General features: G+C 36.0%; 11 protein-coding genes and 1 riboswitch. Of the genes, 7 read left to right on the forward strand and 4 right to left on the reverse strand.

The features are described from left to right. Positions 1-360: 360 nt before the first annotated feature. Positions 361-732, reverse strand: a complete 372-nt coding sequence (locus HW423_RS05880; RefSeq protein ID WP_218931007.1) for a hypothetical protein — start codon at positions 730-732, stop codon at positions 361-363. Between the two features lie 295 nt (positions 733-1,027). Here HW423_RS05880 and HW423_RS05885 point away from each other — a divergent pair, with 295 nt between their 5' ends. Then, complete coding sequence (locus HW423_RS05885; RefSeq protein ID WP_218931008.1) at positions 1,028-1,291, forward strand: hypothetical protein; 264 nt, start codon at positions 1,028-1,030, stop codon at positions 1,289-1,291. A 282-nt stretch (positions 1,292-1,573) separates the two neighbouring features. On the opposite strand, the gene HW423_RS05890 is transcribed toward HW423_RS05885, so the two are convergent. After that, complete coding sequence (locus HW423_RS05890) at positions 1,574-1,783, reverse strand: hypothetical protein (RefSeq protein WP_031644640.1); 210 nt, start codon at positions 1,781-1,783, stop codon at positions 1,574-1,576. A gap of 422 nt (positions 1,784-2,205) precedes the next feature. Here HW423_RS05890 and HW423_RS05895 point away from each other — a divergent pair, with 422 nt between their 5' ends. The 6 genes from HW423_RS05895 to HW423_RS05920 all read left to right on the forward strand — a co-directional run bounded on the left by HW423_RS05895 (position 2,206) and on the right by HW423_RS05920 (position 8,732). Then, entirely contained in the window at positions 2,206-2,985 is a 780-nt protein-coding gene (locus tag HW423_RS05895) for a JAB domain-containing protein (RefSeq protein WP_218931009.1), read from the forward strand. Positions 2,986-3,316: 331 nt separating this feature from the next. Continuing rightward, on the forward strand, positions 3,317-4,162 hold the full coding sequence (gene cdaA / locus HW423_RS05900; RefSeq protein WP_218931010.1) for a diadenylate cyclase CdaA: 846 nt from the start codon (positions 3,317-3,319) through the stop codon (positions 4,160-4,162). Continuing rightward, positions 4,162-5,289, forward strand: a complete 1,128-nt coding sequence (locus tag HW423_RS05905; protein ID WP_218931011.1) for a CdaR family protein — start codon at positions 4,162-4,164, stop codon at positions 5,287-5,289. The genes cdaA and HW423_RS05905 overlap by 1 nt, the downstream gene beginning before the upstream one ends. A 27-nt stretch (positions 5,290-5,316) precedes the next feature. Then, positions 5,317-6,669 carry a phosphoglucosamine mutase gene (glmM, locus tag HW423_RS05910; RefSeq protein WP_218931012.1) on the forward strand — a complete coding sequence of 451 codons (1,353 nt, stop codon included), beginning with the start codon at positions 5,317-5,319 and terminating at the stop codon, positions 6,667-6,669. Positions 6,670-6,765: 96 nt separating this feature from the next. Beyond that, on the forward strand, positions 6,766-7,650 hold the full coding sequence (locus tag HW423_RS05915) for a methyltransferase domain-containing protein (RefSeq protein ID WP_218931013.1): 885 nt from the start codon (positions 6,766-6,768) through the stop codon (positions 7,648-7,650). Between the two features lie 257 nt (positions 7,651-7,907). Further along, positions 7,908-8,732 (forward strand): helix-turn-helix domain-containing protein, encoded by an 825-nt coding sequence (locus HW423_RS05920; protein WP_218931014.1) that lies wholly within the window; start codon positions 7,908-7,910, stop codon positions 8,730-8,732. A 91-nt stretch (positions 8,733-8,823) separates the two neighbouring features. Here the strand turns inward: HW423_RS05920 and mgtA are convergent, their stop codons facing one another. Continuing rightward, entirely contained in the window at positions 8,824-11,466 is a 2,643-nt protein-coding gene (mgtA, locus tag HW423_RS05925) for a magnesium-translocating P-type ATPase (RefSeq protein ID WP_218931015.1), read from the reverse strand. 240 nt (positions 11,467-11,706) lie between these two features. Further along, a riboswitch (M-box (ykoK) riboswitch) is annotated at positions 11,707-11,873 on the reverse strand. A 109-nt stretch (positions 11,874-11,982) separates the two neighbouring features. Continuing rightward, positions 11,983-12,792 (reverse strand): AraC family transcriptional regulator, encoded by an 810-nt coding sequence (locus HW423_RS05930; RefSeq protein ID WP_218931016.1) that lies wholly within the window; start codon positions 12,790-12,792, stop codon positions 11,983-11,985. Positions 12,793-12,963 lie beyond the last annotated feature (171 nt).

The raw sequence follows: 12,963 nt of genomic DNA on the forward strand, positions 1-12,963 counted from the left end.
GATACTGATAAAGATATAGGTCAAAATATCAAGTAAAAGAATTATATCACTCAACATTGAATGTCCTCACTAAATATCCTAAATTATTCGACACATCCTGCATACAAAGTTAATTTAGTATGTTAAAAGCTCTTACTATGTAGTCTTGGGGTTTCTCTCTAAATTGACAAATCAAACTTGTACATTATTCTTTTCGGTTCTGTTGCAAAGTTTCAAAAAAAGTATAGAAGTCCTAACATGCCATTTTGATTATGATGGGATACCCATTGAAACTTTAATTTTAGTTTAGACAGACAAGCCGAAGAGATTTACTTCTTTTCGGCTTTCCTGTAGATTTCTCTTATCCCATCAACTGAATCTCTAAATCTTAAACTGTTTCGTATCCGACCATTTCAAGTCATTCGAAAATGCCACGTGTCGAATCTCATCATAACCAATTTTTGTATTTCCTACAAAAATACCCAATTCGTCAAACCCTTTGATGACCCCAACAGTATCAGGTTTATAGTAACCATTACTATCTCGCTCTTCAATCTGAATGGTGATTTCTTTATTCCTCCGTTGTGTTTCGGATAAAATTGTCCCGATTTCATCGATGTCCATCTGCATTTTTTGTTGTGGACAATTTTTTTCTCGTGTCATCTGGTCGTTTAATGTATCCGTATGTTCAGATAGATAAAATCCTGCCCATTTCACCATTCCTCGATCTTGATAACTTTCTCCATAAGACATATCAATCACTTCCTTTCATGGATCTAATGACCACCAATTATAGTTCTGCGGCTGATTGCAGTCGCCCCTGGCAATAACGAACTAGCATGCACCAAGGCTTTGAATCCGTATCGGTTTCGAATTTTGTCACACAGATAATCTAGTTTCTCTTCTTGAACCATTTTTTCTGGGTCGGAAAATAAATCCATTATTTGAGTACAGAGAAGCATTCAGTGGCTACCCGATTGGATTTATTAGTGAAGGAAAATCAATCTCTGATAAAAAGTTCCATGAATCTACTTACCGTGCCTTAATTATGATTCCAAAAAGTAGACTAACGTATTACCCAAGAAATCTTATTATCACTCGACCTGAAGGCCTCTATCTTTCAGGGTTTACTACCGATAAAAAACAGCAAATTCTTGATTTTACTCAACGTGTTTCATTATTTTTAGAACAACATCAGTTAAAAATAGATGGAGATATTTGGGAGTTACTGTGGCAAGATGAAGTATTTACAACGGAAAAGGAGTTACAAGTTTTTGAAGTAATGATACCGATAAAACCTGTATCTCATTAACTTGCTGAAAACCCAAAACGTGAGTATCAGCTAGAGTTGCTTTATATTTTAAGGATAAGCATAAAAAATGATTAGCTCAAAGTGAATCAATGAATCATCTAAATGGGTGAGTCACTTTGCATGAACTGGAGTATGCTAACGCTAGAAGTCAAAAAATGAAACCTGTATACAAAAATACCTGTTAAAAGCTTGAATTGTTGATTTACCAACAATTCAAGCTTTTTTAATTTAATCTGCAGCTGAAAGCATACCTGTTGCTATTGTTTTCTCGTTGTATGTCGGTTAGTCTACACCATACTCTTTTAATAGGGCATCTGCTAGTTTGTTTACGTTTGAATAGATTTCTAACTCTACAATACTGTCGTTAAATTCCATTTGAATAGATGAATTGAAAATCGAATAAAATTCTGTTGTTCGTTTAAATGTATCCGTTTCAACAATTACTTTTGATCCGTCGACAAAGACATGTCCACAGTTATTTTTAAAATACATAACCTTCCCCTCCTTCCCTTTTAAGAGTAAATACGAAAAAATTGGTCAAAAGAAGACAAGGGAAAGCATTTCGTTGTCAAAACCATGTCCGATTGTCATTGTTGTGTGTTCTTTTCATTTAACCGTCCATTTTGTACGTATCTACCGCTTGCTGAAAGTGGTTATAGCATAGCCAGTCGAAAAAACAAGGATATATGAACTCTCTACGTTCGTCCTTGTTTTTTCTTTGTGTCTAAGCTAAGGGATAACCACAGCAAACGACCAAAACGCACTGAAAAAATGGCAAATAAAAAGAAAGGAGAAAAACACTGCCACTCGATCCTTGACAACAAAACAAATAACAAAAGAATCCAGCTTCACTTCTCTCAACCTCTAAAAAAATGTGTTGGGAAAAAAAGCCTAAAAGAAAGAAGGAGAAAACAATGTCAGTTAGTTATGAAAAAGTAGTAGAAATTGTCCGTCTCAAACAAGTTGTCTGTGATTCCACCTTAGAAATACAAAAAATTACGTCCAGCTTTGGCATTGCCCAATGGCTAATGGATGAGATTGGAAATGAAACGCAAGAAGTTTTGATGTTGCTATGTTTGAATACAAAAAACGAAGTAAACAGTTTATCTGTCGTGCACCGAGGTACGATAAACATTTTTATTCAATTGGAACGCTCGGTGGAGAAAGTTAATTTGTTGTTCAATAATTTGAGATATAATGGCAAGGTTCAGGGGAAGCTTGTATTTGTAAACCCAGAAGGATTGATTCGCTTAGATGAGCATGCCTCAGAAGTGGGGATGAACCGTGCAGAATTTATACATTGGATTAAAGGAATTGCCCGTGATGAACAACATTTACCGTTAGCTAATATCTCGCCAATCGCTTTAAAAGAACGAATTCTGAATGAATTTCAAATTGAAAAGCCTAACCCACCTATACCTAAATCGATGAAAGATTTCAACCAAATGAAACGAGGTGTAAAATGTGCTAGATGTCACAGTTTTGATATAACGCAAACAATGTATAAAGTCATCTGTAATCAATATGGCCATCATGAAGCCAAAAAGAAATCAGTCGTTCGTACTTTATGTGAATATGGACTGATTCGTTACAAAGAACCGCTCACTGTGAGTGAATATGAAGTGTTTCTTGATGGCCAGGTGAGTAAAAAGTATATCGCACGCACACTTAGTAAGTATTTTGAAAATGTATAGCGGAAGGTACGCAACCTATGAAAATAAAAATAGTTCTTTTGAATATGTGCTTGGAAATGTTGAATTTCCGTTTAAAAATTCTAAAACCAAGTGATTTTAATATAGGTAAATTGGCTAACGGGACGTGTCATTGTAAGACGTGTCCCGTTAGCCGTCTAATTTCCCTTGTCACCCCATGACCCGTCCCGATAACCCAACTACCCCCACCGATCCAATCCAAACACCACATCTTCCCCATCTCAGAAAATCATTTTAGATTTTCTGATTCAAAATATTAAGTATGAAAGTTTGATATGCTATAATATCAGAGAGTGATTAGAAAGAAGGTGACATGGTGTTAGATTTTATGAATCAGTTTATGACGAATCAGCCGATAATTCGAATACTTGATATTTTATTAGTCTGGTATTTAATTTATCGCTTATTAATGTATGCTCGTGGAACTCAGATGATGAACCTTTTAAAAGGTGTAGGGATCTTCCTTATTGCCAAAAGTGTAAGTTCACTTGCAGGACTTCAGACAGTGGATTGGCTATTAGGGCAGATACTATCTTGGGGTGTTGTTGCGATGATTATTCTATTCCAACCGGAACTGAGACGCGCACTTGAAATATTAGGTCGTGACTTGTTTAAGAACCGTAAGAGTAAGAATAATCCAAGTGAGAAGTTAATAAATGATATCGAGAAATCAGTCCAATATATGTCTAAAAGGAAAATTGGTGCCTTGATTTCAATTGAAGGTCAAGATGGCTTGGGGGATTATATTTCAACCGGGATACCACTTGACGCAGAAATAACAAATCAATTGTTAATTAACATATTCATCCCCAATACACCTTTACATGACGGAGCAGTGATCATTAGAGATTATCAAATCGCAGCCGCTTCATGTTATCTACCACTATCAGACAGTACGTTAATACCGAAAGAGTTAGGAACAAGGCATCGTGCTGCCATTGGTTTAAGCGAAGTAACTGATGCGGTAACAGTCATCGTATCAGAAGAAACTGGAGATATTAGTGTAGTAAAAGGTGATAAGATGAACCGCGCACTTGACCGAAATGAATTTAGAAACATACTTGAAGAATACTTGTTTGTAGATGAAGAGGATTCGAAAGATATATTGCAAGTCATTCGCGACTTTCTTAATGACAGTTTACAAAGAGGTGATAAATAATGAATAGAGGACTATTTGAGAATAAATGGGCCGTGAGACTCATTTCTCTGATTATTGCCATTTTCTTGTACATTTTTGTCGCATCAGAGAACAATGCTTTCGTCTTTCAAAGTGCAGCAAACCAACAGTTTGCTAGTATTAACGTAACCGAAACAATTGATAATGTCCCGGTGACCGTTGGAGAAATTCCAGAAAATACTTTTATTAGTGGCTTACCAGAATCAGTTCAAGTACGATTGACAGGACCGCGTAATGTAATAAACCAAGTGTTAGAAAAAGAAATTACTGTTCAAACAGAGGACTTAACAGATATCCCATCTGGAACGCAACAAATCCAGTTTATCATTTCTGATTTACCGGATACAGTCGATTATCAAGTTACACCGTCGAGAAGATATGTTAAAATATCACAGTTAGAAGAAATTACGGCTGAAATTGAATATGAAATAGATCCGAACGCCATTCAGGACGGCTTTAATGTGGAAAGTGTGTCATTAAATCCTCAAGAAATACAATTAACTGGTGACGTCGAAACGATTCAACAAATTGACCGAGTTTATATTACGATTACCAATCCACAACCAGCCAATAGAAGCTTCAGTGGATCATATGTTTTACAAATCGTGAATGCTAATGGTGAAGTACTAGATGTGAATTCAAATGTCTCGGAAATCGAAGCACAAGTTGAAGTAGTACAACCTCAAAGTGAAGTAGGTATGCATATCATCCCTTTTGGGGAAGACCAAGCAATGTATACGTATGAATATACGATTACTACGCCTCAGAGCTTGGTAATTCAAGGGAGTCAACCGAATGTTGACACAGTTGGCGTAGTTGCTGATGTCAGTGGTTTAACAGAATCGACAACCATCACAGGTGAATTACAAGTACCAGAAGGTATGAATGTTATAAATGGTGATGATGTCCAAATCGAAGTACGCATCACACCAATCGCTTCAAGTGAGAACGAGGAGCAAAGCTCTGAAGAAACCAATGAGGCAAGCGAAGAAAATGAAGAAAATAACGGGCCCGAATCTGAAAATGAAGATGAAGGAAACGCGACTGAAAGTAATGAGTTAGCCGTTGTAGAATCGCAAGATGTCGAGGACGAATCAGGAAATAACTAATAGGAAAAGTTAGGAGATTAATCAATAATGGGTAAATATTTTGGAACAGATGGTGTCAGAGGTGTAGCAAATAGTGAATTAACACCTGAATTAGCTTTTAAATTAGGTCGTTATGGAGGGTATGTGTTACTTCAACACTCTGACGTTGAACATCCACGCGTGTTAGTTGCGCGCGACACACGTATCTCTGGAGAATTATTAGAGTACGCTTTGACAGCAGGATTATTATCTGTTGGAATCGAAGTTATGCGCTTAGGTGTCATCTCAACACCAGCAGTAGCTTATTTAACAAAAACTCAAGGAGCAGCTGCCGGAGTCATGATCAGTGCTTCTCACAATCCAGCACAAGACAACGGAATTAAATTCTTCGGAAGTAACGGATTTAAACTATCTGATGATCAAGAAGCAGAAATCGAAGCATTACTAGATAGTGATGCAGATGAACTACCTCGCCCAAGTGCAGACGGCTTAGGAGTAACAGATGATTTCCCAGAAGGATCTATCAAATATATTCAGTACTTACAATCAACCATCTCAGCGAATTTAGATGATTTAAAAGTGTGTGTGGATGCTGCCAATGGAGCAACAGCCCCATTAGTAAACCAATTATTCGCAGATTTAGAGACTGATTTCTATACAATGGGAGACCGTCCCGACGGAATTAATATCAATAATGGAGTCGGATCAACTCACCCTGAAGCTTTACAAGAAATGGTTAAAGAAAAAGGCGCAGACCTTGGAGTTGCTTTAGATGGCGACGGAGACCGTTTAATCGCTGTTGATGAGACAGGTGCTATTGTTGATGGTGATAAAATTATGTTTATCTTAGGTAAACATTTACAATCTCAAGGACGCTTAGCTAATGATACAATTGTATCAACAGTTATGAGTAACATTGGATTCCATAAAGCTGTTGAAGAAAATAACATGACAGCGTTAAAAACTAAAGTTGGAGACCGATATGTCGTCGAAGCAATGCTAGAAGGTAACCACACTTTAGGTGGAGAGCAATCAGGCCACATTGTGATGTTGGACTACAATACAACGGGTGACGGGTTATTAACAGCCGTTCAATTAATGGCTGTTATGCGTGAAACTGGTAAAAAATTATCAGAATTAGCGGGTGAAGTAACTATCTTCCCACAAAAATTAGTGAATATTCGTGTACGTGACAAACATACTGTCATGGATGAGCCAGAAGTGAAAGAAATCATCGCTAAAGTTGAAGCAGAAATGGATGGCGACGGTCGTATCTTAGTACGTCCAAGTGGTACGGAGCCAATCTTACGTGTGATGGCGGAAGCTTCAACACCTGAACGTGTTGACCGTTACGTAGATCAAATCGCAGACGTGATTCGCGACATTCGTGGTATGGAGTAGCAATTAAACTTAGTACTGAAGAAGTCATTTCTTCAGTACTTTTTTGTTTTAAGACAAATCATCTAAAAAGTAGAAAAAATGGGAGGTAAAGTCGTGATGACGCAGTTAAATGAATTAAATAAGAAAGACCGAACCGTACATTGGCTTAACACTCATCAAACTGTCAATTTAAGCTGTATCCATTGCCTAGAAGCCTTAAAGTTAGACTCGCATAGTTTGGTGTGCAAGAATGGTCACCGTTTTGATATGGCGAAACAAGGCTATTTTTTCATGGCTAAGAAAGCATCGAATACAAAGTATGATGCGTCCTTGTTTCACTCAAGACGTGAAATTATTCTAAATACCAAGCTGTATCGACCTCTGCATGAATACATTGGAGAGTATCTGAGTGAACATCATGGAAAAGATATTTCAATGATTGATGCAGGAAGTGGAGAAGGCAGTCACTTGTGGCAGATGAGTCGCCAAGTTAAAGAGAATGAGTACAGTTTAATAGGGATTGATTTAGCAAAAAGTGCGATTCAAGCAGCCACAGATTATAATGGGCATATGTTATCGATGATTGCGGATTTGGCAGAGTTACCTGTAGCTAATCATCAAATAGATATCGTCTTTTCAATATTTTCACCGTCCAATTACTCGGAATTTGAGCGTATTTTAAAGCCGGAAGGGGAACTCATCAAAATTATTCCTAACTCAGGTTATTTACAAGAGATAAGACAAGCTCTCATAGATATGGGAATTGGAAATATCCACCCATACTCGAATGAAGATGTTATCGAGGTCTTCAAAACGCATTATCCAGAAGCCAAGATGAAAGAAATTAAGGTGACGCAAAAGTTAACGAGCAGTCAGTTGGAAGATTTAGTCGTTATGACGCCATTGACTTGGCAATTAAATGATGAAGAACACCAAACATTACTGACAAAGCTTGATGGCTTCATTACCTTGGATGTAATCGTATTACATGGTAAGAATTAACTATCCCCAACACTACTTAGACAACATTTTGTTCATTATAAGGGGAAATTTTACTAAGAATATGATACGCTATTCAGTAGTGATTAGGATGTGACATTTATTGAGTGAGATATGCTCCAACCCTAGCTAATAAAATACTAATAGAGGATAGATTTTGCTTCATTATGGGATTCAGACATAGGAAGAGACATGTCAATCAGTAAGTGCTAAAAACTAAAATCACTTTTTTATATTTAAAGAAAAGGGTGGGGATAGTTATGTACATTTCAAATATCAATTCATCATCAATCAAATTACATGCAATAAATAAAGAAGAAATGACTACAAAAAAACCGATAACTATTTATTCAGAAGATCAGGTGACATTGCTTTATATCATTAAAGGTGGAGGAAATTACGAAACCAAGTTAAGCAATGGGCAATTTAAAAAAGAAAATTTTATCATATTAAATCCTGGGATGAAACTGACAATCCAATCACTTCGTAAGGTGGAGTGGATAAAATTTACTTTATCAGGAATTTTATTTATTTCGAGTATCGATATTGACTCAACTAAACAGCTATATATCACTCACGATGACTCGCGCCAAATGAAAGCTTATCTAGATTTAGCACTTGTTGAAGATGCTAATAAGTTTGAAGGGACTGCTTTAATAACTAAAAAACTCATTGAATGTGTGGTAGCACATATATTAAGAAGTAAAGATTTGACGATTAAAGATGATAATGTGCAAGTTGAGAACGATGAAATTCAATTAGTCCAACGTTTTATTCGAGAGAATTATTCAAAGCGTTTGACGCTAGACCAACTAGCGAGTCATATTTGCATGAAGAAGTATTACTTTATTCGTGTGTTTAAGCAACGGACAGGTTTGTCGCCGATTGATTATCTCATTCAAGTTCGTTTAGCTGAAGCGGAAAAACTATTAGCAGAATCAAATTATACGGTTTCTAAGATTGCTGATTATGTCGGTTTTCATTCGCCATCATATTTCTCAAAATCATTTAAAGAAGTGAATGATTGTACACCGTCTGAATATCGTAAAAAGAATACAAAAGAAATGAATAAACGTATTTCATAATATAACTGACACTCCCTAAAGTAAGGTAAAGCCGATACTTTAGGTTTTTTTTGTAAATAAAAACGAGTCCCGAAGAACTCGTTAAAAATTATTATAATAGCTCACCGTATCGTTTGACATAGTAGTACTTTACGATAGTGACTAGAATTAAGTAAGCAACAACAATACCTAAGAGCAGAAGCCAAAAAGTACTTGGAAGTGCTGTTAAATCTAAGGCAGCTCCTAACTGTGTATATGACACAATCGTCCCAATGACAATTCCTAACAACGTGAAAAAGGTCATAACCGTTGATGGACGACTTTCAATGAACGGTAACTTTTTAGTGCGTAATGTATATAATACTAGAGTTTGTGTCCATAAAGAGACAACAAACCAACCCGAATGGAATAAAGCAATGAATAATTCTTGTGTTTCTGAATTTAGGCTAGAATAGTTACCACCTAAAAACTGCGGTAAGATAATTAAGAACAATACAGCAAAACTCAGAATATCAAAAATTGAACTTGTAGGTCCAAACCAAATCATGAATCGTTGAATACTAGAAGATTCCCATTTTTTTGGAGCTTTTAAATATTCTTTATCTACATTATCCCAAGGCATTGACATACAAGAGATGTCATATAGTAAGTTTAAGAATAAGAGTTGCATGGGTAACATAGGTAAGAATGGTAGAAAAATACTTGCAATCAGTACTGAGAACATATTTCCGAAGTTAGAACTCGTTGTCGCGTTAATATACTTCATTATATTTCCAAACACTTTTCGGCCTAGAATAATCCCTTTTTCAAGGATCATTAAATCTTTTTCTAACAGAATAACATCTGCAGAATCTTTGGCGATATCAACGGCATTATCTACAGAAATACTGACGTCAGCTGCTCTCATAGCAGGTGAGTCATTGATTCCATCACCTAAAAAACCAACAACATGATCATTTTTTCGTAATAAGCGAACGATTTCTGCTTTTTGTGTTGGATTGAGTTTTACGAAGACATTGTAAGTTTCGACAGCTTCGGCTAATTGATTTTCGCTCATTTGACTCACGATGTCACCAGTTAAGTAGTGTTCCGCATTAATTCCAACTTGTGAACAAATCGCTTGAGTAACTAAGGCATTGTCACCGGTCAATATTTTCACGTTAACATTATGATCTCTTAAAGCATTCAGAGCTTCCTTCGTCGATTCTTTAGGAGGATCTAAAAAGGCTAGGAACCCAATGAGAACCATGTCAGACTCATCTTTAACTGACAGTTCGCCAATTCCTGCGGGATTTGTTTTATGTGAAAGTCCAAGCACACGTAAACCATTAGAGTTTAAATCATCCACTGTGTTCAGTACATTTACTTTTGCTTGTTCAGTGAGTGGTTGGACTTCACCATTGATTTCAACGTATTGACTAATTGAAAGCATTTCTTCTATAGCGCCTTTGGTAATCATTTGCGTTTTCCCAGTTAAATCTTCAACAACTACGCTCATGCGTCGACGATTAAAGTCAAAGGGAATTTCATCGATTTTTTTATAGTTAAAAGTTTCAATATCGAGTTCTTTTTCAGATGCTTCGATAACGGCAACATCCATGAGGTTTTTTAAACCTGTTTGGTAATAACTGTTTAAAAATGCATGATGGAGAACGCGTTTATTCTCATTTCCGTCAATATCGAGATGATATTGTAGGACGATTTTATCTTGAGTAAGTGTTCCCGTTTTATCTGTACAAAGAACATCTATGGCTCCAAAATTCTGAATTGAGTTCAGGTTTCGAATGACTGTCCCTTTTTTTGCCATAGTACTTGCGCCTTTGACTAAGTTAGAAGTGACAATCATGGGTAACATTTCTGGGGTGAGGCCAACAGCAACTGAAATTCCAAAAAGTAAAGCTTGTAACCAATCACCTTTTGTTAAGCCATTAATCAGAATGACGGTTGGAGCAAGGACCATCATGAAGCGAATAAGTAATTGAGATGTGCTTTCGATTCCTTTATCAAAGCTAGTTTTTACCGGTTCTTGATTGAGTTCTTGAGCAATTTGTCCGAATAGAGTATTGTTTGCAGTTCGTACAACAATACCTTCAGCAGTTCCGCTCACAACTTCGCTTCCCATATATGCTAACGTGTCGTAGTTCGTTTCAGAGTCGGATTCTGTAATAATTGTGTTCGCAAATTTTTCAACCGGGTAACTTTCTCCAGTCAGGGATGTTTGAGAGATGAATAAGTCTTTCGTCTGGATTAAACGAATATCTGACGGAATCATATCGCCGGCTGAAAGGTGTACAATGTCACCTAAGACGATATCTTCTGTTGGGATTTCTCTAAACGTTCCTTCGCGTTTCACCGTTGAAGTAACTTCAACTAATTGATTTAAAGCTTGAGCCGCACGGTTTGACCGAACAGATTGAATAAATGACATCATGCCACTAAGTAAAACAAGCAAAATGATAATGACCGCACTGGTCGCATCTTTCTCGCCTGGATTGACTAGAATATACTCAGTTAAAAATGAAATGCATGCCAGCACAATAAGTACGAGTGTAAAAGGAGAAGAGAACGCATCAATAAACACTTTCCATAATGGTTTATCTGCACCATAATTAATTTCGTTCTTTCCATCAATACTCTGAATATCTGCGGCTTCTTGATATGTAAAGCCCTCTTGTTTTATATCTAATTGTTGCATTAAATCTTGAATGCTTAGACTTGCTAAGTCAAAGTAATTTAATAATTTATTGTCTTTCATTGTTACTGCCTCCTTAGTTAATATTAAAGAGACTTCAAATGTGTGAGACATCAGGAGAATGAGTCAGTTGACAAACAGGCTCGACCTGATGCATCGGCGATATTTTTTTGAAATCTCTGTATCCTGGACGAGTCCATTTATTTTCCCTCCTTTTTTAATTGATCCATTGGAAATTCATAAGAAATAGAAAAAGCCCTCACTTATGCAAGCGAGGACTCAAAAAACGTACAAAAATAATTTATACTGATTCTTTGTGGAGTTTCAGCACTATACATCGTAAACAATTCCTGTTAGCTACATTATGAAAAGCCTTAGTTCGACAATTCCTGTTATACCCATTGGCGTCTCTGGACGTTTTTGGGCAGTAGCCTATGTATGTATAGGAGCCTCACCTAACAAATCTTATTAAATTTACCAAACACAATTGTATCACGTAAGAAAGAAAAGTCAAATTTAATTAAAAAATAAGCACTCTATCTACTTTGTAGACAGAATGCTTTATATTGGGTTTTTAACTTAATCTGTACTATGCTTCTTACGGAAAGCAGAAGGTGTACAATGATTTGACTCCTTAAAGGTCTTAGAAAAATGTGACGGTGAGTGGAAACCAACCATATCTGAAATCTTAGAAATGGTAATATTCGAAGTAGCGAGTAACTTCTCAGCTTCGGCTAAACGCACATGAATCAAGTAATCAATGGGTGATAGACCCGTTTTTTGCTTGAATAGACGAATTAAATAGTACTTGTTGATACCAACATGATCTGATAAATCATCTAATGAGATTTTTTGTGAATAATTTTTACGGATATATTGTTGAATACGTTCGATTTCATCATTTTTCACTTGAACGCTCGCATCTTTAATTGATAACTCACTATTCTTAAGCACGTGCACCATAATACACTCAAGTAATTTCTTAAGAATTAATTCTGTTCCACGGAAACGATGCGTATGTTCTAAGATAGCAAGATCTAAGTAACGTTTAATTGATTGTGATGTATCTTCAGTTACGAACATCTGGCTTTTAGAATCAATATCAAGACTTGAAGTAAATAAAATACCATTCAATGTGATTTTAATCCACTCAACTTTACGTATTGTAGTTAATTCCAATGTTGTTTGTGGATTAAGTAGAATCATGTCGCGTTTCTTAACTTGACCTTCTCGATCATTTACTTTGAAATCTGCCGCCCCTTTAACAATGTATAAAAACGTTAAATTGTTTTCTGAAAAAACAGTAATAGTTTCACCGGTTGTTGGAATACTTTCGGTTTCGATTGATTGTAGTTTAACTGAAGATGAATTAATATTTGATATATACATAAACCTAACCTCCTTTTGTTCAGAAATTGAGTAATCATTTTTATAAATACATTATATTACACAAAATGAATAATATAAATGTTTTTTTACTAAATTCATACGATTTTTTATCATTATATTGCTAATGACTACGAAAACGCAATCAAGAACTGACTCCCAAACAATATTAAC

Source organism: Ruoffia halotolerans (assembly GCF_014049385.1).
GTDB lineage: Bacteria > Bacillota > Bacilli > Lactobacillales > Aerococcaceae > Ruoffia > Ruoffia halotolerans.